The organism is Symmachiella macrocystis, assembly GCF_007860075.1.
In the GTDB taxonomy this organism is placed as follows: Bacteria; Planctomycetota; Planctomycetia; order Planctomycetales; family Planctomycetaceae; genus Symmachiella; species Symmachiella macrocystis.
In genome coordinates, this window is record NZ_SJPP01000004.1 from 62,936 (window position 1) to 85,961 (window position 23,026).

Sequence of the window (23,026 nt, forward strand, 5' to 3'; positions counted from 1 at the left end):
TGTGTGAGCATGCGATTTGGTGTGAGCGTGGCTGTGGCAGCATGTCGAACTGGAATGCTCACAGCTTGCCTCACACTGACTGCATTCCCCCGACGAGCAGTGCAAATCATGCAACGCATTGCCGCACGTGACTTGCAAGAGAAACGCCAGCATCGCTGCGAGGGTCACAAATTGTCGAACAAAGTGTACCAAGATTTACCTTCGAACCAGGACACTCTAACAGCGAGATGGAAAACAGAGAGGTGAAAATGCCCAATAACTCCATTATCAATGGTACGCTGGCAACAGTCAATGCGTTTGAAGTGTATTTGCAGATATTGTGCAAAAGCAGCCGTTTCGAAGATACGGCCGGTTTATGCCGCCGAAACCTCTCGCCTCGTAGAACGAGCACTTACGGCGAGACCTGAGCCGTCATAGGGTATCGGCGGCCTTCAACCTCTGGGGGAAATCAGGCGATTCGTCGACCATTTGCGCAGCCTCGCCTTAAACGATCGACGCCCGATCCCGGTCCAGGCCGCCACAGCCCCCGCTTTGGGGCAATTTCTTGTTGGAAAGTCAGATTCGTCAACGTAAAGTCCCCTTAGTCACACTGACAATCGCCGTCACTCTGCGGGGGGCCGACTCCGCGACAGCCCTGCTTTAACGGTGCGGGCGCGATGTAAGGTGCCCCTGCGCATTTGCGGCTGCGATTTTGAACGGTCCGCCTTGTGCGTCCGACGGCAACGTGGAATCGCTCCCGATCAAGGCTATCGCGCGTCAACTGTAAGGCGGGAGGGATGAACCAGCCGAGGCCTTCGAAGCCGCAGGAGGGCCACGCTGGCCGGTATGCGATCAATCGAGATCTAGCGAATGACCACTGTCCAGCTCAAGAATCCGGCAATGTCCAAAAAAGCATCCGCGTTCTCCTCGAATGATAATGGATTGTTGCTATGATTAGGCTGATTCCTTTCCATTCTAACCGCGAGTATTCTTCGAAGATGACTGAAATAAAGCGACTGTTAGCTGCAAATCGTAGTGAGATTGCCATCCGGATCTTTCGGAGTGCCCACGAGTTGGGGATCCAGACGGTGGCGATCTACTCTCATGAAGACCGTTACGCCTTGCACCGCTTCAAAGCGGACGAAGCTTATCAAATCGGTAAACCGGGCGAGCCCATCCAAGCTTACCTAGATATCGATGCCATTATCACCTTGGCAAAAGAGCAGAATATTGACGCAATCCACCCTGGCTATGGATTTCTCTCAGAGAATCCGCAGTTCGCCCAGGCGTGCGAGGATGCAGGAATCGTTTTTGTGGGACCGCGCGTCCAGACGCTCAAGCAATTGGGCGACAAGATTTCTGCACGCTTGGTTGCCGAAAAGGCGAACGTCCCGGTGCTCGGTGGAGGTGGAGGAGCCATCACTGATGCTGAACAGGGATTGCAATTCACAGAGCAGGTCGGATTCCCAGTTATTCTCAAAGCAGCTCACGGGGGAGGCGGGCGCGGCATGCGTGTTGTGCGTGATGCCACAGAATTTGAACAGGCATTCGATCAGGCTCGGCGGGAATCACTCACCGCCTTCGGCAGTCCAGACATCTTCGTTGAGAGGTTTGTTGAGCGGGCGCGACACATTGAAGTGCAGTTGCTCGGCGACCAACATGGTCAGTTGGTCCATCTCTATGAGCGTGATTGTTCCGTACAAAGGCGGCACCAAAAGGTGGTTGAGATTGCGCCGGCTCCCAACCTGGAGACAAGTCTGCGGCAGGCGCTCTGTGATTCTGCAGTGGCCATCGGCCGAGCGGTGGACTACCAGAACGCGGGAACTGTCGAATTTCTCATCGACGCCGATACCAACGACTTCTACTTCATCGAAGTCAACCCACGGATTCAGGTCGAGCACACGGTTACCGAACAGGTCACCGGTGTTGATATTGTCAAATCACAGATCCTCATCGCTCAAGGGACACGACTTGAGGATCCAGTGATCGACTTGTCGTCGCAAGAGGCAATCTCCACCCACGGTTTTGCCATCCAATGCCGGGTGACGACAGAGGATACTGAAAATCTTTTCATGCCGGATTATGGCCGTATCACTCACTATCGTTCCGCCAGCGGCATGGGTATTCGTCTCGACGCAGGCACTGCATTCTCTGGAGCGGTGGTTTATCCGTTCTATGATTCTTTATTGGTCAAAGTGACCGCTTGGGCTCGTAAGTTTCCGGATGCTGCACATCGCATTGAACGCTGTTTGCAGGAGTTTCGCATTCGTGGCGTCAAAACCAATATTCCGTTCCTCATTAAGCTGGTCATGCATTCCACTTTTATCGAGGGGAACTGCACGACCACCTTTATCGATGAAACTCCGGAGCTATTTGACTTCCCGCCGAGAAAGGACCGGGCCACAAAATTGCTGGCCTATCTGGGGGAGACGATTGTAAACGGCAATTCACTTGTGAAAAACCGACCGGTGGCAACACGCCGCATTCCTGCCCCACTGCCCAAATTTCAATCGACCGCGCCGATTCCCGACAGCATGCGACAGAAGTTTCAGCGTCTCGGAGCCGAGAAGTTTTCGAAGTCATTGCTGGAGCATAAACCTCTGCTTTTGACTGACACGACGTTTCGCGATGCCCACCAATCCCTCTTAGCGACGCGGCTGCGAACTTATGACATGTTGCGAATTGCCGATGTCTATGCACGGCATTGTCCGGAACTGTTTTCACTGGAAATGTGGGGCGGTGCCACGTTCGACACGTCGATGCGCTTCCTCAAAGAGTATCCCTGGCAGCGGCTTTCCGAATTGAGAGACCGTGTGCCCAATATTCTGTTTCAGATGTTGCTGCGAGCATCCAATGCGGTCGGCTACACAAATTATCCCGACAACGTCGTTCGAGAGTTCGTCAAGGAAGCAGCGGGGGCTGGAATCGATGTCTTCCGTGTGTTTGACGCTTTGAACTGGGTTGAGAACATGCAAGTCGCGATGGATGCCGTCATCGAATCCGGTGCGATCTGTGAGGCGACCATTTGCTACACCGGTGATATTCTTGACCCCCGCCAATCCAAATACGACTTGAAATACTATGTGGAGATGGCAAAACGTCTGGAAGGCATGGGAGCTCACATTCTCGCCATTAAGGATATGGCGGGGCTTTGCAAACCGTATGCGGCGGAATTGCTGGTCAAGACATTGCGTCAGGAAGTTGGCCTGCCAATCCATTTCCATACCCATGATACAGGCGGGGTACAGGCGGCATCGCTTGTCAAAGCAGCAGAAGCTGGAGTCCACATCGTCGATGCGGCGCTGGCTCCGCTCTCCGGCGGAACGTCACAGCCGAACTTGAATACGCTCGTCGAGTCGATAAAACTCACCGATCGTGAAACCGGTCTGCAGTCAGCCCGGCTTGATGAAATTGCGGATTATTGGCGCGCGGTCCGTGAATTCTATACACCATTTGAGAGTCCCGTCCTGCCTGCCGGCAGCGATCTTTATCAGCATCAAATGCCGGGCGGTCAGTACACCAATCTTTACCAGCAAGCGCGCGCTCTGGGTTTGGCAGATCGCTGGAGCGAAGTCTGTCGCATGTATGCGGATGTCAACCAACTATTCGGCGACATTGTGAAAGTGACGCCCACATCGAAGGCGGTTGGCGACATGGCACTCTTTTTGATCTCGAATGAGATGACAACCGAGGATGTCGTCTCTTCAAATCGTGAGTTGGCCTTTCCTCAATCGGTCGTCGATTTAATCAGTGGGCGGATGGGCCAAACACCGGGTGGGTTTCCAGCCAATGTGCAAAAGCGAATCTTGCGTGGGGAATCACCCGTCGAAGGCCGTCCCGGTGCGAACCTTCCCCCGGCAGATTTTGAACAGTCCAACGACAAGCTTCAAGAAATTCTGGGCCACAAACCGACACACCGCGAAGCTTTATCACATCTCCTCTATCCAGAGGTGTTTGAAGATTTCGCACGACACGACCAGACCTACGGCGACACGAGTGTCCTACCGACACCAGCGTTCCTCTACGGACTGGAACCGGGAGAAGAGATCTCCGTCGAAATCGAACCGGGCAAGACGCTGATCATTCGCCTTCAAACCGTCGGTGAGGCACATGAAGATGGGCGCCGCACAGTTTTCTTCGAACTCAACGGCCAGCCCCGTGAAGTCACCATCACCGACCGGTCTCTTGAACCTGATGCCCCGCGTCATCTCAAAGCGGATCCAAACGACCCATCACATGTAGCGGCCAGCATGCCCGGAATGGTTGTGAACATTGCCGTCCAAACGGGAGATGCTGTTGCCAAGGGCCAGAAACTCCTCATGCTCGAAGCGATGAAGATGCAGACGATCGTCGCCGCAGAACATGACGGTATCGTCGCTGAAACTTTAGTTCACAGCGGGACTCAAGTCGAAAGCGGCGACCTACTGATGACCGTAGAACCGAAGGAGTGATCGCCGTCCCATCTGGAGGAGAACTCGATCGTCGCCAGCTTATTCAAATACCACCGGCGTGAATGGCAATTCGTTGGTGGTGCGTGGTTTATACCGGCCCCGCTGAATTGCTTTTCGCTTGTGTCGCTCGGCGCTCGGGTCTTTTTCTTTCATCGGTTTCAAAGCACGGGTAATAAAACGAAAGACCTCTGGATAACGCCATTCTTTCGAGCGACCGACATGCGCGGCACCTCGATGCAAATGGTAATCATGTTCAATCGCTGCGTCGAACAGTAGCCGGTGCAGCAATTCAACCGAACGGAAGTTCCCGTTTGCGTCTTCATCGCCAACCTCGATGAGCAGTTGCAGGCCTGACTCTCGCAATTTCTTCGGATTATCGATGACCATCGTCGGGGGATGCGTACTGCGCCAAAAAGCTCTATCAACGGGATTGCCAAAACGCGATCCGTGATCAGCCAAGACCTTAGCGTCGAAATAGCTGATGTCCCAATCCTCAAGCTTCAGCACAGCGGGAAAACCGGGGGCGATGGAAACCGCTGCGGCAAACATTCTCGGGTGACGAAATGCGATCCTTAGCGTGCCCTGCCCTCCAAACGAGCTGCCTCCGATCACGGTTCCCGTTCGGTCCTTTATGACGTGATATTGTTCACGCATGTCGTTTAACATCTGGCCCGTAATAAACGTGTCCCATTGGTTTGTGCCATCGTGCCAGTCAATGTAGAAGGAAGCCCCGGTGACCGGTGCCACTACGACACAAGGCACAAGATCACCGGTCGCCCAGGCCTTCTCAATAAAGGGCCGCATGTGATTTCCCAGGACGTCTTTCCCAGAGGTTCCGCCATGCAACCAGATAAACAATGGGAAAGGCTGGGAAGCCTGTTCATATCCAGGCGGCAGAAGTACGTCGACGGTAGCGGGGTTGGAGACGAGTGTGGTTTTGATCTTGAGTTGGTCCAGTTTGCCGGGCAATGCTGTTTGCCCGCTGCAGGTGGAGGCACTCACGCCCAGAATCACGAACAGTACAAGGTATCGCATGGACTCGCCTCATTGAGATTGAATTCCGATCCCGACGTAGTTTACTGGTATCATTATTCGAATTCTTCGTCATTACGCCCACTGCAAAATAGTCGAGCGCATCCGTCCGGTCAATTGCCGCAGCCTCCTGTTGTCGTGAACTGCAGTCTGGACTTCTCCAGGAATAGTGGACATCGGGATTAGCGTGTAAACTACTCCTGAGGAAGTCCATGATCCAAAGATGTAGCGGACATCAGATTACTGGTTATTCTGGAACGATACAGCTTCTACTCTGCATATCATCTGCCAACGTCATCGTCAGCGAGGAATGACTGCATGAATCCAGCTTCTGCCGATAGGTCGTCTCTGATTGTTGTCTTAGTCGATCTCCAACCTCAGTTCGTCGACACAGCATCCCGCAACGACCAGGCGGTAATCGGTCGCATCCAACAAATGTTGCTAATGTGCGAGACATTGAATATCCCGGTGCTGGCTACAGCAGAAGAGCCAATTGCACGAAAAGGACGTATGGTCGATGCTCTAGCAAAATGCTTTCCGAAATCTGGAATCATATTCTCCAAGTTGGCGTACGACCTGTCTGCGGAGACTGACATTCGAAATGCACTGCTGAAATTCAACAGAAAACAGGTAGCGGTTGTGGGCGCAGAAACTGATGTTTGTGTCCTGCAGTCAGTCTTAGGATTACTGCGGATGGGGCTCGACGTCTTCCTGATCGAGGATTGTGTTCTGAGTTCCGCAACCGATACCAGTGCTGCTCTGGCTCGTATGTATGCTTGTGGCGCGATTCCTACGACATGGAAATCCTTGTATTACGAACTCATCCGCACAGATGACGAAGACAACCGTCTACGGGAAGACGCGAATTTGGTGAGGAAAGGTCTTATTCCGCCGGAGAAATTGCCTTCGAGCCATTCTGGCTAAGGGTATGCAATCTTGCTGGCATCGCCATGCTCCCAACTATTGTAGATGGTCAAGAGTGAAAGCCACAGTCGCTATGTCAGCGCGACGCGCAGCTTCTCTCGGCACAAGCCATCGGTGAAACCGTCACACAGTATTCTGAGGAACTGCGAAATCACTTTGAGTCCCAAAATTTGCATCCGGATTCGAAATGGCGCATAGTGCACGTCGACCGTGAAGCGGTGGCTTGTTGCCGCTCTCGTTTTGAGGTGCCATCGAATTCGGGGGGAGATTCCATGGGCGACATTCTGAAATTGATCAGAATCGGACAAATGTTTATGGAGAAGGACTGGTCAGAAGCGGGGACGTTCAAACGTGGTTTGATTATGGGAGCGGTTGGAGTTGTATTAGGACTTTTCTTGAACCTGTTTACTGCCATGATGGGTGTGCGACCTGCCGGGGGCGATTTTGTCACACCGACGATTTTAATATCGTTGATTTTGGGAGTCGTGCTTTTCGCCTGCGGACTCCTGACGTCGCCCGCCGAACCGACAAACAAACCGACAAAGGATGCTCAATCAATGCATGCTGCCACCACATCGGACGGACAACACGATCCCACGGAGCGATCGACTAGCTTTATACTGTCCCACGCCGTGCTTCCCGAGTCCGCTTTTCACAACCCCAGTGGATTCTTGGCGACGATGTCGGAGGGAAATCCAGATCGCGTGGCAATCTTACAGCGAATGTGGGAGCACATTGCCAAGCAAAAAACAAAAGGTGATCCGCCATCTCCTCCCCTGTTCGAAGTCGAGCCATTTCTATTGTGCGGCCTATGTGGCCTCCAAATTAAGTTCCCTCCACCGCAACAACCGGGAGAGGCGTATATGGTGGCCTTTGTGGCAAAATTGCGAGAGGAGGATGAGCCGGAATCAACACCAATTCCGTGCTGGTACTTTACGCTGGAAAAACCCGAGGAGGGCGACCGTCCCTCTTCGGGCCACCGCTTCTTTAATGCCTTGCGTGACGACCCACAATTGATCAACATTCTGGCGCCCGATCCCGCATTTCGTATCACATTTTTTAGTGACATGGAAAAACTGTTACCGGTGATTCAGCACAACGATCATTTGACATCGCTGTTCGCACAGGCTTTCGCGAAGAAGAACTATGACGAATTGATCAATGACGCTGAGGCCTTTGAAGAGTTCCTGACTGCGTATGAATCGTGTCTAGAACCATCGGTGACCACACTGGGCGAGTGTCGACCGGGGAATTTGTTTGGAAACCACGGCGCTGGTCCTCGGATTGACCCCCACGCGTTCCGGCTCGACATCGCCGTTGAGTTGCTCCGGAGAATCCGACGTGATCAGTCCGTTGAGCTGTAGGTCGATGCGACCAAGTGAGATAGCCACTTGGCAATGCGACTCTCGAGGATGCGTTCACGATGAACCGAAAACCAATGTATGGCCGCCTTTCTTATTTCGAGTGTTGAAGCAACTCCGCACCCACGGAGCATCAAAGCGATATGAAATCCGTTGAGATCTGCTGAGAACGCGTGCTCACAAACGAAAAAGGTTACCTGGAGTGTTGATTCTAGGCTGCTATCCATCTGTTTTACTTAGACGGTGGCAGGCACGTTCGCCGTCTGCATAACCGCGAGATTTAAGTCCTAGTCGCAAAGGCCACAACGGATCGATCAGATCGCTCGTTTTAACGTCGAGGTTCTAAAATCTCCCTGATATAGCAACGGAATGTTGATTGGCGTATCCTGCCATTTTGTCAAAAGCGAGTCATTCTAGAGTCGGCACTTTGAGGAAGCACAACATCTGATGAAGAATTCTGAATCATCAACACACCGGCGGCGGTTTCTGAAATCAATTGTGGCAGGTGCTGCAATTGGATCGACTGGCGTGCAGGTTCGTTTGGCAGAGGGCGCTGATCCTCAGGAAGGCCAGACAACAACGGCATTTCCAGAGTTCACCAAAGGCGAAGTCCTTCGCACAGATGGTGAGCTTATTGCTGAGAATGCACTTCATGAATCAGCACGTACGATTCCGGTCGCCGGGCAGAGCGACGTGCTCGTCTGTGGGGGCGGGCCGGCCGGGATTGGTGCCGCGCTGGCGGCGGCTCGCGCCGGAGCGAGTGTGCAGCTCATTGAAGTCGGCGGTTGTTTGGGAGGGGTTTGGACGGCCGGACTGCTGACAAAAATTCTGAATGGCGAGAAAAAATCAGGGGTCATGCAGGAACTCCTCACCGACTTGGCCGAGCGCGGCAGTGCCGTCGCCCAGAAGACATCCGGAACGGTCTATGACCCGGAGTTGATGAAACTATTGCTTGAGGAAAAGTGCGTCGAAGCCGGTGTGAAAATCCAATTGCATACAAGGGTTGTGGGAACCGTCACCGATCAGAAGAATCGGATCGTGGCGACCATTACGGAGTCAAAATCGGGCCGGCAGGCTTGGGTGGCCCAGCGATTCATCGACTGCACAGGCGATGGCGACTTGGCTGCACAGGCAGGATGCCAGTTTGACGTTGGCATCGGCTCCCAGTGCGAATGTCAACCGATGTCACTGATCGCACTGCTCACAGGAATTGAACCGTCGGAGGTTTCGGAATTTATCCGAGAAAACGGATCAGCGGCAAAAGCCCGTTTGCTAAAACTCATGCGGCAGGCAGGAATCAAACCCTCCTATCGGGCCCCCACGCTTCGACATCTTCATAGCGGTGTCTTTTCACTGATGACGAATCATGAATATGGGGTTTCTGCAACAGATGCCGGTCAGATTACCGCAGCGACTATTCGCGCTCGCGCCGAAGTGCATGCAATCGTCAATGATCTCAGAAAGCTCGGCGGACCATGGAGCAATCTTGCAGTCGTGGCGACGGCGGAACAAATCGGTGTTCGTGAAGGCCGCCGCATTCGAGGCCGCTACACCATTACCGGCAATGATGTCATCACCGGCCTGCGCCACAAAGATGCGGTCTGTCGGGCAAATTTTGCCATCGACGTTCACAACGTATTCCCCGATGGTTCCAATCCTGCTGACGTTAAGCGTTATCGATCTGCGGGAGTCAAGGCTTATGACATTCCGCTTCCGGCACTGATCGCAGCCGACGTGGACGGTTTGATGATGGCAGGCCGCTGCATCAGCGGCGATTTCATCGCCCACTCAAGCTACCGCGTGACCGGAAACTCTGTGCCCATGGGCGAAGCCGCCGGTTTGACGTCGGTTGCATCCCTCAAGCAGGGAGTCATGCCACATGAACTATCCTGGGACACAGTCCAGAAGGCTACCTAACAGTGCCGGTTCGAGGACGGCATTGCGGTCTACGGACTTGGGAAGGGACTGCGACTCGGTCTTTAAATGAGGTGTCTGATGAGTATTGGGATCTGGTTGTGCTCTTGACGGAGATCTCTCTTCCTGCGAATCGAAGTGAAGACGAACGCTATCCATTCAGCGCTCGATGTGCCTTGCAAAGAAATCGCAGCGATAAATCATCACGGATCGAACTCGAAATCAACGTCTTGCTGCCGTCAAATTCTAAAGCCTCGTCCTGTTGGGCTTCGACGGTGGCGGCGAATTCTTCGGGAGATATAAATTCGTCAATGCAGAAGCGGAGGATGCTTGTTCGTAGCTTGGAATAATCAACGACCGGACAGACCGTCAAAAAATACACAATCCGTTCGGCGACCACCGTTTCTGCCGGCCGGTCCCGATCTTCGATCCATGCTAACCCAACTTGGTCAAGGAGGCCGTAAAGGTACTGCAAAACCACCGGCGAAACAGAAGCGACTTGGTCCAACTCTGAGAGGACAGTCTCGGGTTTGGAGAGTAGTCCTGAAATAATGGGGACAACAGCGGAACGGACATTGTTCGACGCGTTCCAGATATTTGGCATCTCCTGCAGAAGTAAACGAACGTGTATGTTTCCAACCGTGGGGAGACTTTTGATGCCAGTGGCGAGTTCTGTCAAGTGGTCAAACTGTATGAGTTCACTCTCCAGTTCAAGTTGGAAGTTGTCGAATAATGCGATTTCCTTGCGGCAGGTATCAAGAATTCTCACGGCATCTGAGTCTTGGCTCCAAGCGGCATGGTTGGCAGCAGCAATCGTCAGTCGCACCCATTCCGTCGGAGAATAGTCAACCAAGGGTGTGCGATGAACGACAAGGTCCTCGCGTATCACCTGCCAATTCTTCGCGGTTGCAGCGTGCTTCCATCGCTGACGCAGTAATTCCGATCGAAAACTGGCCGGAATTCTCTTGAGGAATTGCCCAGCTTTGTCACTGAGGGCGAATCTTGGTTTACAGATCAGTTCTTGCCGAAAAAGTTCAAGCAGACATGGAGATCCATTCGTTCGTGAAAGGCCATGCAACAACCAATCGGCCGGTTTTCTCTGCGTGTCGAGATCCGGATTGAGGATTAATTGCCAATAGAGCGCAGCCGCAGTCGTTTCAGAAGGATGCTGTTTGTCAGCTTGAACGAGACTACGGTAGGCATCAACAACACTCTTTTTGTCATGAATCGCGAACAACCCACCGACATCCGGTGCGCGTTTGCGAATCTCGTTACGGGAGGATGGAACATTCGGATCAATTGGCGAATCGTAAGGCGATTTGCCGTTGCCGTTGCTATTGCCATATGGCGAGTATCCATGGGGTGATCCGCCATGGGACCAGTTCTCATTGGATGCGTTCCCATGGGAGGGAAGCTCAGGTTGTACTTGACTGCCGAGAATGGCTTTGAGTCGTTGATAAGCCTCGTGGATCCGTTGGAATTCCACTGGATGCGTATCGGGACGAAAGCGGCGTATCAGTTGGGAATAGGCTCGGCGAAGTTCAACATGCTTGGCATTGGGTCTCAGCCCGAATATTTCCCAAGGATTGAGCGGCCACTGTGAGGAATCATCGGGCAGAGGAATGTCAGTCATGGTTGAACCTTCCCCGCGTTGTGCGCTTTGAGGGGCAGGTTCGTTTCCAAGTTTTCTACACCCTCTGCAGTTGAGTCTGTAACTTGTGTGCGAATCAACTTTTCATTGGTGGAATTTACCAATTCAAGTAATTCACCGAATCGATCATCCGCTTGCAGGTGCTTTAGTGAGACCGAACTGGTCATCAGCTTGGAGTCCGTGAACCCCGAAATCACGGCAAAGTTCAACGTTCGAAATATCTCGCGACGAAGGTCGTCCGCGTAGGAGGGGGCATCGATTGGGCCAGCTTGTTCGAGAAGTAATTCGTCGGCGACTGCGAGCCGTTCGGAGATCGTGAAGAGACGGCGGGCGTTGGTCCCGTAGGGCATCGTACTGGCCCCACAAAGAGCTCTGTGCTCAAGCAGCACGTTCACTGCGTCTTCGGCCAACCCATTTTTTAGAAGCGCGTGACTCAAGTTGTGTAAGTTGATGTCCAGGTATCGCAGCGCTGTATCGTTTTGTGGATCCATTCTGACAGCTTGTCGCTGAAATCGAACGGCTGATTCTAAATGCTCTTGAAATTCGTTTGCCGCTTCGTCGCGATCGAGTTTGAGCGTAAGATTGTTCAGCAATGCGCCGAGGATGCTGAGAGTCTCACTCGAGGCATGCCCCGCCTCAGCCAGTGGCAGCGCAGCATCGATACCGGTCTGAAAGGTTTGGCGGGCTTCGTCGACATCGTCGGTCGCGTTGCCGACGATTAGGCACGTGACTACGCATTGCCTGATGTATTTCTCGTTGTCAGGATAATCATGGGCCAAGTCCTTGAGAACAGAGAGTGCTTTTCGTTGTAACTCCTGTTTATCGTAATCCGGTGGATCCAAGAAGGTCCGCGGCGCCGCGGCGGCGTCAATGTCGACTTGAGGTTGCTGCGCGCAGAGTAAGTAAACTTGGGCAAGTTCGTAGCGGCTTTCTTCAGTCGCAGTTCCGTCGGTGATTTGTCTTTCCAGGTCCGGTATTCTACCCAGCAAAATTATGGTGGCGAATGAAGCAGTCAATTCCTCTTGATTCATCTTTGGCAAATGTGGCATTGGAAAGTCGTGCATCGTCACTGGAGGCACATAGGGACTCTGCCGATTGGGCCGTCTGGGGCGATCGCTTGCGCGATCTATGAAAATGAAAATTGAACCCACAAAAATGGCAAGAAACAATACAGGCTTTATCGGCAGAGTCTCACCTCTGTTCGCCTTAGAGAGCCGCAGTTTGTTCCTGCGTTTCTTTGCCGCAACAGCATAGGCATGCTGGGCTGAGTCGAGTTGCGCGATCTCGTCAATGAATCTTGTGCCGAGCTGACTTTGATCGCGGGCTTGGGCTGCATATTTCGAGAACTGAAGTTGCCGTGCACAACTCGCCCACCCGATGCGATCAAGACTTGCGATTTGGATCATTTGTTGCCAACGTTCGGCACGCTCTTTCGGTCCGAGGATCCTCAGTTTTAAATCCCATGCCGCAATTCCATAGGCCGTGGGTTTGGCTGGATCTTGGTGAAGATCCGTTAAATCCGCATCGAGCGCTGTTTGAATTTCATCCAGTCTGGCGCGCAAATGCGGGAAACGTTCTGTTCGCACATTGAGATCGGCCATCGCATCAGAGAGCGCGCTCTTTCTGTTCAACCGCTCCTTGAGCGAAAAGTCACAACAGCGTTTGGCGAATGCGCGCACGGCAGATACCTCGGTCCGTTCGTCAATCCATAGTGTCGGCCGAGGATCAACCGCTGCACCGGCGAGCACGCGAATGGCCATCGATGTGTGTTCGTTGGGCGCAAATCCTGCATTCACAATCCGCCGACGGATTCCGCTTTCGATACCCTCCTCTTTGAGTCCCAGCAATTTCATCGCCCACTTGTGTCGTGGCGATGGTGGTCTCGGATGAGTATCTTGTGGCTCAGTCATCGCAAGACCACTCCTCGGGCGTTTCGGGATCCTTCGTATCCAGAAAGCGTAATAGATAGTCACTTGCGAGCTCGATTCTCGACTTATCCTGAGATTCAAGTGCTGATTCGAATGCATCGAGCAGTTTATCAAGTTCGTCTCGAGCGGTCAGTTCGAGTTGCTGATACACCCGCTGTGCCCGTTTCAGCAGATATCGATTCTGCTCCTCGTCGCGGGGATGTGTTTTCAATGCCTGCATGCGCTGCAGTGTTTTTTCGATTTCTTCGGGGGACAACTCGCCAGCCAACTGGGTGATCACATGACTAAACATCTGTCCGGTTTCCAAAACAGTTGCCTCAGCTTCCAAGACGCCGTTCATGTCGTAGGTAAAGCGGATCGATACCGATTCTCTAGGGGGGCCGGATGGGATTCCCACGACTCGGAATTCACCAAGCTGCAAGTTGTCTTTGACCATGCGACATTCGCCCTGGTAGATCTCGACCTGGACTTCTGTCTGATTGGCGTGTATTGTGCCGACGTTGTGGACACGACTGACAGGAATTGTTGTATTGCGTTCGATGATTGGAGAAAAATAGCCCGCGCGATGCTCGGTTCCAAATCGTTTAGCGATACCGATTCCCAGCGTAAACGGGGCGACATCCGTTACAACGAGATCTTCGAGGGCCGCATCACGCGCGATCAGACCAGCTTGTACCGTTGCCCCCATTGCCACGACCTCATCCGGATTCAGACGACATTCAGGATCCTGCTTGAAATAGTTGCGCACGTATTCACGCACTGCTGGCATGCGGGTCGCACCGCCCACCAGCACGATGGCGTCGACGTCACGCCGATCAAGACGTGCGTCACCCAGAGCCCGGCGGATGGGGATATCCATTCGACGTACAATGTGCTTTGTCCAATCTTCATACACCTCACGGGTAACGCGCTCGGTCGTGGGAACCGGAGAGAGCGTTCCATCCGTTTCGGGGAATGGCACATCTACGACCACTTTTCTTGCTAAATCGCGTTTCGCTATCTCGCACAATTGCGTCATACGAGCGACCAATCGTGGCGCAGTCAATTCTGCTTGCTCAAACACATGGCCGTGTTTCTCAAGTAGCCGAGCGACAAATGTCGAGGTAAAGTCTTCGCCACCTAAGAAGCATTCACCCGATGAGGCGCGGACTTCCACGACACCTTCGAACTGGTCGATAATCGATATGTCGAAGGTACCGCCTCCAAGATCGAACACTACGGCGACGCGCTCCGACTGACTATCGTGCAGACCATAAGCAAGGGCGGCTGCGGTTGGCTCATTCACAATACGTGCGATGCTTAGACCGGCAAGTTCACCGGCACGAATCGTAGCGCGACGTTGGTGTTCGTTGAAATAAGCCGGAACCGTGATGACTGCCTGTTCGACCGATTCGCCGAATTGCAGCTCCGCATCCTTTTTCAAGGAGTTTAAGACTAACCCGGATAACTCGATCGGAGTGAAGCTATGGCCCGCAAGTTCATAGACGCGGTCTGTTCCCATGGCCCGTTTGAACGCCGATGCACACCGTTCAGGAGCCACCACCTGCAACTCCTTGGCCGTTGCCCCGACCACCACGTTGTCTTCCATGTCGATACCGACAACCGACGGGGTCAGTATTTGCCCCAGTGCATTAGGAATCAGTGTCGGTGCACCCTCAATGATCGTTCCTAAAGCTGAATTTGTCGTTCCGAGGTCGATTCCGACTATCATCTGTTGGTACCTGATTGTTCGTTGCTACGACAGATAGAACTCCTGAATTAACCGATCTGATTGTACCGGCCAGAATCGTAGTTGAAAATCGGACTATATGATTGGACCCTGCGAACGAAATTCTTAACATGGGGTTTTGGGCTAGATTGTCCCGTAAAACTTCGACACAAAACATTGCTTTCCACAAGCGATCAGTCCTCCTAAACAGGCCCGACATCAAGTTGGGACGCGGTCAATCAGCGGCAGCCGTTGTCTGGACCTCGCAGGCCTCTGGTTTGGCTGTGTCGCGAACACCGTTTTCACGGGCGAGATTGCGTAGGCACACAGCATAGGAAATGAGTATGCCTGAGCCTTATTAGCGAGATCGATGAACTACGACTGCGCTCGTCCGTCGCTACGTGATTTTCGGATCGCGGCAGAGATCAGCATGCCCTCTTCTGTATTAACGGGGCTTAAGCTAACTTCAACACGAATCTCGCGGCCGTCCTTGCATTGCCCCCGCAAATCTAGGCCCGACGCCATCGGTCTGGTTTGCGGGGAACTTAGAAACGTTGCAAATTTTTCGGGGTGGCCCGGACGAAAGCGATCGGGAATCAAAATTTCGATAGGCTGGCCAAGCAGTTCATCACGGTGATAACCAAACAGCTTTTCCAACTGGGAGTTCACAATTTGAATCGTCCGGTCGGGCGTGACGACCACCATGGCATCCGGGGCCGACTCCAAGAGTGCAGCAAATCGTTGTTCCGATCGTTTACGACCTGTCATATCCCGGATCGTACTGATAAAAAACGATTCGTCGTCCGTTGTGAACGAACTCAAGCTAATCTCGACGGGAAATTCACCCCCATCCTTACGTTGGCCAAACAACTCTGCATTTGTGCCCATAGGACGAAACTCCGGTTTGCCTGCGAAGGCAGCGAACTTTGACGGGTGACCAGCGCGAAACCGTTCGGGAACGAGAATCTCGATCACCTCTCCCAGCAACTCATCCGGCTCGTAGGCAAAAAGCCGCTCTACTTGTGTGTTGGCCATGATGATCTTTCGATGCTTATCCACGATCACCATGGCATCGGGTGTCGAATCCAATATCGCCTGTAGCTTTTGCTGTTCTTTTTTGCGTTTCTCGATGTTGCGGACGGCGCAGGAAATCAGCAGTCCTTGTTCGGTCTCAACCGGGCTCAGACTGATTTCAACGGGAAAGACCGAACCGTCGATTCGCTCCCCAATCAATTCGAGTCCTGCTCCCATCGGGCGTGCGTTGGGCTCGGCAACATAGGCCGCCACTTTCGCGGGGTGATCCGCTCGAAACTGCTGAGGCACCAGTGTTTCAATCGGCTGGCCTAACAACTGGTCGCGCTCGTAGCCAAACAGTTTTTCGAGTTGTGCATTGACCAACACGATGGTGCCACTGTGGTTCACGACGACCATAGCATCCGGTGCCGATTCAAGTAGGTTCTGGAATGTTTGCTCTGCTTGCTTGCGCTCCGTGATGTCCCGCCCGACAAGATAAATCGAAGATTGACCCGGGATCAATTTAGCATTCCACAGTATCCAGCGATATCCGCCGTCGCGGCAGAGACAGCGATACTCCATCTGTGTCAATGACTCGCCAGAGAGGATCCGCGCATGATTCTTGGTGGCACGTTCGTGATCGGCGGGATCGATCAATTCCCAGACGGGTTTGCCCTGCAATGCATCAGGGGGCCAACCCAAAACCGTTTCCCAGGCTGGATTCGTCTGCGTCAAATGTCCTGCTGTGTCCAGAATCGTTAACAGATCGAGCGACAGATTGAAAAATCGTTCGCGTTCCTGCTCTGTACGTTTTCTTTCCGCGCGGTCAGTGATCCACGATTGAATCTCTCCGGCTAACTCCTCAGCCGACTGCTGACGGTCATCGCGTTTCTTGGCTAACCCCTTTAAACAGATCTTCTCCAATTCCACAGGAATTCCTGCAACACAGTCTCCAGGCAGTTGGGGAGCATCGTGTATGACATGCTCCAAGACTTCGATGATGCTTTTGCCAAGAAATGGGGGATCGCCGACTAGTATCTCGTACAGAATTGCGGCCAAACCGTAAATGTCGGTCCGTTCGTCAATGATGTCGATTTCGCCGCGGGCTTGCTCCGGTGACATGTAAGCCGGTGTGCCCAATTTGTCGCCTTGCATCGTCTGCGACGAGTGGCGGGGATCCCGTTCCGAATCAATGATTGTGGCATCCGGGTTTACGGGTAACGTTTCATCGACCGGTTCGCTTTCATCAAGCCGTTTGGCGAGTCCCCAATCCAGGACAACCACCTCCCCAAAATCACCGACAAGTACATTCTCTGATTTCAAGTCGCGATGGATCACCCGCCGTGAATGAGCAAATGCGACCGTATGGCAAATTCCAACAAACTGAGTCAGCAATTGCACAAGTTGACTGCTGACGCCAGCGATCTCGTTTTGTCGCCGCCACTGGTGGAAATCGGCAATGACCTCGGCGAGCGTTCGCCCTTTCATAAACTTCATCGTATAGAAACTGCGATCGCCGTTATCGACAAAATCGTAGACCGGGACGGTTCCCGGATGCGTCAATTGAGCGGTGATTTGCGCTTCTCGAAAGAACCGCTCCCGATTGATCGCTGATTTTGACTGATCGTGTTTCAGTTCCTTCAGTGCGATGTCACGATCGAGCAATTTGTCGTGGGCCAGCCAGACGTGTCCGATCCCTCCCGTCGAATGCAGTCCGCGGCGCGTGATGCGATCATCGGACCGATCCGGCGGGGTGATGGCCAGAGACGTCGTGATTCGCCGATCGTCCTGTGTTGCTTGGAGCGAACTGCGGATGTCGCGGTCATCGATGCTCTGTAAGGCCGTTTTCACATCATCCGGAATGGCGGCGAGCGACTTGCGTACGTCTCCGCCGACTTTCTGCATGCGGCGCTGCAAAAGGTAGTCGACATGCTGCCGATCTTCTGGCAACAGCCATTTTTGGTCCACCAAGATTTCGGCAAGCGTACTGTCTTTTCGCGAGCCCCAGAGAGTGCAGGCATCGACAAATTGACGCATGTCGATAAGGTCGCTCTGCATGGCGATCAAGCCAAAAAGTAGGTTGCGATCAGTCGTATTGTCGGACATGTTTCTATGCCGCAGATATCGGAGGTGAAATTTCGATTCGCTAAGTGCAAAGGCGAACTCAAGAGACTAAGCGTCAGACTTTGCCGCCTTCGTCTCACCAATGCTTCATAACTCAGGCTTTCGAAGATATGTTTAGGAATGCGATGCCATTTCCAAGACCTCATTATAGCATTAGCCACTCGTCAATGGGTGCTGCAACTTGACAGCCCAATGCGATTTATCGAAATGCTTAGCCTCGCCGGAGTCGCTCCGCGTTGCTCTTCGCTGCCCCAGCGTTGGGAGGTACCAACCGTGACGATCGGGAGCACGCCCTGAGATAATACCTGAAATCAATGCAGTTGTTCCCAGCAAGAATACGACTGTCACATCTGGCAACTGTGACGGCCAGTCGCCCCCCGCACGGTGTCAGTGGACTGGTTCCAAGCCTGTGGTGCATCTTTTCGTTATAGTCTAAATGCACGATTGACAGTCGAAGATTCCCCATTTAGGATCTTTGCACTGTGAATCAAATGAGAGGCAATCGTTGAACATTGAACCGGCTTCAGGCACGATCAATCTGTGCCGATTCGTCTGGGGAGCAAGGATGCCCTTTGCGCTGGCTTCGGCGTAATGGGCAGTTTTTTTGTCGTCTCCGTAGGCATCGGTCTTTGGAGCATTCCATATTTCTCACTAGCATCTCACTGGAGTTTTCGATGGCAGGACTCAACGACCTGACGGCCCGCCTCGACGCAGAATTTGCCGAGTTCGAGCAGGGCATTGATGCGTTACAGGCTAGTGCCCAGAGTGATTACGAAGCCCGCAAGTCGAGATTTCATGCGCTGTTCGAGCCCGCTGCAAATCGAATTGTGGAATTGGCCCGACCGCGTTTGCAATTGCTGGTCGAGCGTTTCCGGGACCGGGTCAATGTGCAACCGGTGATGACCCAATATTTGCGCGAGGTCACATTTAGTTTTGATTCTCAGCCGGCACAAACCGTTCTGAAATTTAGTCTCAGCCACGATGCAAGCGTCAAAAACCTGACCCTTGACCGGGATTTGGATATTCTACCCATCCTTTTCAAATGCGATCCGCACGCCAGCCTGTGCATGCCGTTAGATCAAATTGATGAAGAGGAAATCACAAATTGGTTCGATGAGCAAATCGTCTCATTTGTTAAGACAGCCAAGGAGATGCATCGGAACAATAATTATCTCAAGGGGCATCTTGTTTTAGACCCCATCGCCGGAGTGCAATCACCCAAATTCGCAGCCAAATCCACACTCGAATCGGGGGGCACAACGCACTATTTCATCAGCAATGAAACATGCCAGGAATTCCAAAAACGACAAAATCCCGGTGCAACGGCGTAGGAATTGAGTCGCCCTGCAATTGCCAAATCGCGAGTTGCGAGTATGCTGATTTTGCATATTCAACACACAATGCTGACATGCAGACGATAGGGAGCACTCGCTCTGTCGTTCAACTGCCGTGTCTGGTAGACATCCCACGTGTATTTCGATGGTAGTTTGGCCCGCCATATGTCACACACTTCGTCCTGTTCACTTTAATGAGGGGGCACGTCCCATGAATCGTCGACGGTTTTCATTGTTATTTGCTCCGATCTGTTTGGCAGCTGGAATCTGTTTCGGGATTTCGCTCGTTGCAATCGGAGATAGTCCTGCAGAAGTTGGCAACACATCGCAATCCCAGGCGGACGTGTCGCGCGGCGATTTGTTATTGGCCTTTGCTGCGACCAAACCCGCCAAGCCACAAGATTCCGGGGAACGCATTTCCCAGAAAGTAGGCGGCGACAAACCGTTCGCGATTCCTGAGGTCGAAAAGCCGTTCTGGAAAAACGCGCAATCCTTTGTGGATGCGTATTCAAAGCATGACGCGAAAGCGATCGGCGAATTGTTTACCGAAGATGCCGAGTTCTACGACGAGTTTGGTGAATTGACCGAAGGTCGATCTGCGATCATAGAAATGTTCCAGGACGTGTTCGACAGAAACGCACAGGCAATGATCGAGGAAATCGTTATTGATCGCGTAAAGCCGATCAGTGATGATGTCGTGATCGAGTCGGGGAAGGTCGTTGCTTCCGACGATGTCAACGGTCCGATTTATCGAAATGGCTATGTTGCGATCCACAAAAAGGGCGATGACGGGACGTGGCGGATTAATACGCTGAAAGACCAGCTGCGCAAGGAAGGCAACCGTAGCGAACAGCTGGCCCAATTGTCGTGGCTGATCGGAGAATGGGTGAACGAGGATCGCCACTCCGTCGTAGACACGGATTGCGACTGGTCGGAGGACGGAAACTTTCTTTTGCGGCGCTTCACAGTGCAAACTTACGACGGTCGCACTTTGAACGGCGTGCAGCGAATCGGCTGGGACGGAGATCAGAAGAAGCTAAGATCCTGGACGTTCGATTCGGAAGGGGGCTACCTCACTGGCGAATGGGCGCGCGACGGAAACCGTTGGCTGCTAATTAATTCGGGAGTCAATTCTGACGGCAAAGCGGTATCGGGAACTGCTGTTTATACCGTGATCGATGCGGAAATGGTGACGTGGCAGCTGCAGAACGTGGTCGTGGGCAAGGAGATCACCGGTGCAGGACCATTAGTGACTATGGTACGTCGACCGCCCGAACCTGAGGCGGCGTCCAAATAATCCAACGGGCGTCACACAGAGCGTGATCAGCTTTCTGTATAAAACTCTCATTTGCATATAAAAAGGCACTTGGCCATGAAACGGTTTCTCATCTATCTAACTGTCGCGGTGACTTTGACGTCGATGTTAGCGCTCGAAATCCATGCACGGGGACGTGGAGGTGGTGGGCGTGGTGGCGGTGGTGGGTTCCGTGGCGGCGGAAGCCGTGGAGGAGGTGGCGGCGCGGGGCGCGGAAATTATGGCGGTGCTCGCCCGTCACGGCCAAGTCCATCGACACGCCCTTCCAATCCGAGCTTTAGCCGACCCAGCAGCGGGGGGAGTGCGCGCCCCGGCGGGGGTTCGCGGCCTTCGGTGGGGAATCGCCCTTCAGGCAGTCGCCCCGGTGGCAGTCGACCGCCGATAAACAGCCGCCCGAGCGGAGGGAATCGCCCCGGAGGGGGGGCCGGCAACATCCAACGACCAGGAGGTGGTCGCCCGTCGATCCAGCCTGGACAACGTCCTAGTCTTCCCAATTCCGGTAACCGCCCACAAGCTGGTGGCGGACGTCCCGGCGGCGCACAGCGACCATCGCAGTTGCCATCGACGCGCCCCGGTACCGGTGGGGGCGGCGGGATAGGCGCAGGAATTGCCGGCGGTGCTGCAGCCGCTACGTTACCAGGATTGGGGAATCGCCCCGGCGCTGGTGACCGTCCAGGACGGGGAGAACGTCCGGGACGAGGCGAACGGCCGGGAGTCGCCGATCGACAAAACCAATTACAAGACCGACTCGCTGGTCGCGACGATAGGACTTCGGATCGCCAAGGGAATCGCGAAGATCGCCAAGGGAATCGCGGGGACCGCCAAGATAATCGCCAAGGGAACCGTGGGGACCGCCAGGATAATCGCCAAGGAAACCGCGACGATCGATTGCAGGACCGCCAAGATCGTTGGAATGATCGGCATGACCAGTGGCACGACCATCATGGCGATTGGTATCACGGCGGCTGGCATGGTGCGTGGGGATCGGGCGCTCGTTGGGATTATTGGTGGGACAACTATCCCGCATTGACAGCCTTTGGAGTCACTACCTGGGCAGTCAATCGTGTTGGGTGGGCGTTCGGCTATTCGGATTACTCCAACCCCTACTATGCTGAGGGAGGCGATTATGGCGGCTATGACTATTCCGAGCCGATTGTGATGGCGCCGACGGAGGAAACATTGGCCGGTGACCCCAGCGATACGGCTCCGCCAGCCGAGGTGTCGCCCGAACAGCTTTCGAATTTCGACGAGGCACGGCAGCAGTTTTTTGCCGGTGACTACGAAGCCGCACTCTCATCGACTAATGCGGCACTCAAGGAACTTCCCAATGACGCTGTCATTCATGAGTTTCGCTCGCTGATTTTATTCGCTCTCGGCAAATATCAGGATTCGGCCGCGACGCTCTATCCCGTGCTGAGCGTCGGACCGGGGTTTGACTGGACGACTTTGATCGGTCTGTACCCCGACCTGAGCACATACACCGAGCAACTGCGAAAACTGGAAGCGTTTCGAGACGAAAATCCTCAAGACGCTGCCGCGAGGTTTTTGCTCGCGTATCAATATACCACAGCCGGTCACAATGAAGCCGCGATTGCACAATTAAAAAAACTGTTGGAAATTAGCCCCAGCGATCAACTTGCGAAACAGTTGCTGCTGGGTCTGGATCCGAATGCGGAAGTTCCCAATCCGGCCAAGCAGATCGACCCGCCCCAACCCGAAGCGGCGATCAAAGCCAGCGATGTGTACGGGACTTGGACAGCGAAACGCGGTAACGGCCAATTTGAAATGTCACTGCAGGAAGACGGCAAATTCTCTTGGAACTTCGATGAGCAGGGGAAAGCCAGCCAAGTGACCGGCGTGTGGAGCGTCGACGAAAACGGCGTTCTCGCACTGGAGATGAATGACGAGGGTGTTATGCTTGCCCAAGTGATTCTGAAAGACGGGCAACTCGATTTCTATATGCTGGGCGATGACAAAGGGTCAGAACCGCTACATTTTTCGAAGCCATAGTTTAAAAGTAGTTTCAAACCCCGTTGACGTGTTCTAGGGACTCTGAACTACACATTTTCGAGAACACTCGCAACTGGGTTTTGAAACGGGTTCTAACGGAGTGAATGATGTTTCTCCACGCGATGCGCTATGCAACCGCTGGGGTTGTTTGAGCAAACGCGTTATGACCACGGTGTCGATGGTCAACTTGGATTTCACGTTCTGTTAATGTTGCATCCGCACAATAGGCCGTTTGAGAAATCGCAGGAAACCGCTGCAGTGCGGTTTCCCCTGCAAAGGTC

12 protein-coding genes are annotated in these 23,026 nt (G+C 53.4%); 7 read left to right on the forward strand and 5 right to left on the reverse strand.

The features are described 5' to 3' along the window. The first annotated feature begins 977 nt into the window (after nt 1–977). Nucleotides 978–4,430 carry a pyruvate carboxylase gene (locus tag CA54_RS27675; RefSeq protein WP_146374266.1) on the forward strand — a complete coding sequence of 1,151 codons (3,453 nt, stop codon included), beginning with the start codon at nt 978–980 and terminating at the stop codon, nt 4,428–4,430. 39 nt (nt 4,431–4,469) lie between these two features. Here the strand turns inward: CA54_RS27675 and CA54_RS27680 are convergent, their stop codons facing one another. Continuing rightward, entirely contained in the window at nt 4,470–5,465 is a 996-nt protein-coding gene (locus tag CA54_RS27680; RefSeq protein ID WP_146374267.1) for an alpha/beta hydrolase, read from the reverse strand. Nucleotides 5,466–5,780: 315 nt separating this feature from the next. Between CA54_RS27680 and CA54_RS27685 the strand changes: the two genes are divergently transcribed. The 3 genes from CA54_RS27685 to CA54_RS27695 all read left to right on the forward strand — a co-directional run bounded on the left by CA54_RS27685 (nt 5,781) and on the right by CA54_RS27695 (nt 9,664). Next, nucleotides 5,781–6,386, forward strand: coding sequence for an isochorismatase family protein (locus CA54_RS27685; RefSeq protein ID WP_146374268.1), 606 nt, complete (start codon nt 5,781–5,783; stop codon nt 6,384–6,386). Between the two features lie 272 nt (nt 6,387–6,658). Continuing rightward, nucleotides 6,659–7,750 (forward strand): hypothetical protein, encoded by a 1,092-nt coding sequence (locus tag CA54_RS27690; RefSeq protein ID WP_146374269.1) that lies wholly within the window; start codon nt 6,659–6,661, stop codon nt 7,748–7,750. Between the two features lie 444 nt (nt 7,751–8,194). Next, nucleotides 8,195–9,664, forward strand: a complete 1,470-nt coding sequence (locus CA54_RS27695; RefSeq protein ID WP_146374270.1) for an FAD-dependent oxidoreductase — start codon at nt 8,195–8,197, stop codon at nt 9,662–9,664. A gap of 148 nt (nt 9,665–9,812) precedes the next feature. Here the strand turns inward: CA54_RS27695 and CA54_RS27700 are convergent, their stop codons facing one another. The 4 genes from CA54_RS27700 to CA54_RS27715 all read right to left on the reverse strand — a co-directional run bounded on the left by CA54_RS27700 (nt 9,813) and on the right by CA54_RS27715 (nt 18,068). Then, a complete protein-coding gene (locus CA54_RS27700) occupies nt 9,813–11,294 on the reverse strand; it encodes a J domain-containing protein (protein ID WP_146374271.1) in 1,482 nt (493 codons plus the stop codon). Continuing rightward, nucleotides 11,291–13,222: a hypothetical protein gene (locus CA54_RS27705; RefSeq protein ID WP_146374272.1), complete on the reverse strand. Its 1,932-nt coding sequence runs from the start codon at nt 13,220–13,222 to the stop codon at nt 11,291–11,293. Before CA54_RS27705 ends, CA54_RS27700 begins: the two co-directional genes overlap by 4 nt. Next, nucleotides 13,215–14,951, reverse strand: coding sequence for an Hsp70 family protein (locus CA54_RS27710; RefSeq protein ID WP_146374273.1), 1,737 nt, complete (start codon nt 14,949–14,951; stop codon nt 13,215–13,217). Before CA54_RS27710 ends, CA54_RS27705 begins: the two co-directional genes overlap by 8 nt. Before the next feature lie 372 nt (nt 14,952–15,323). Next, a complete protein-coding gene (locus CA54_RS27715) occupies nt 15,324–18,068 on the reverse strand; it encodes a PAS domain S-box protein (RefSeq protein ID WP_146374274.1) in 2,745 nt (914 codons plus the stop codon). Between the two features lie 692 nt (nt 18,069–18,760). On the opposite strand from CA54_RS27715, the gene CA54_RS27720 reads away from it, so the two are divergent. The 3 genes from CA54_RS27720 (at nt 18,761) to CA54_RS27735 (ending at nt 22,745) form a co-directional block, all read left to right on the forward strand. After that, complete coding sequence (locus CA54_RS27720; RefSeq protein WP_146374275.1) at nt 18,761–19,417, forward strand: hypothetical protein; 657 nt, start codon at nt 18,761–18,763, stop codon at nt 19,415–19,417. A 214-nt stretch (nt 19,418–19,631) separates the two neighbouring features. Next, nucleotides 19,632–20,717 carry a YybH family protein gene (locus CA54_RS27725; protein WP_197532908.1) on the forward strand — a complete coding sequence of 362 codons (1,086 nt, stop codon included), beginning with the start codon at nt 19,632–19,634 and terminating at the stop codon, nt 20,715–20,717. 75 nt (nt 20,718–20,792) lie between these two features. Further along, nucleotides 20,793–22,745: a tetratricopeptide repeat protein gene (locus CA54_RS27735; RefSeq protein ID WP_197532909.1), complete on the forward strand. Its 1,953-nt coding sequence runs from the start codon at nt 20,793–20,795 to the stop codon at nt 22,743–22,745. The last annotated feature ends 281 nt before the right edge of the window (nt 22,746–23,026 follow it).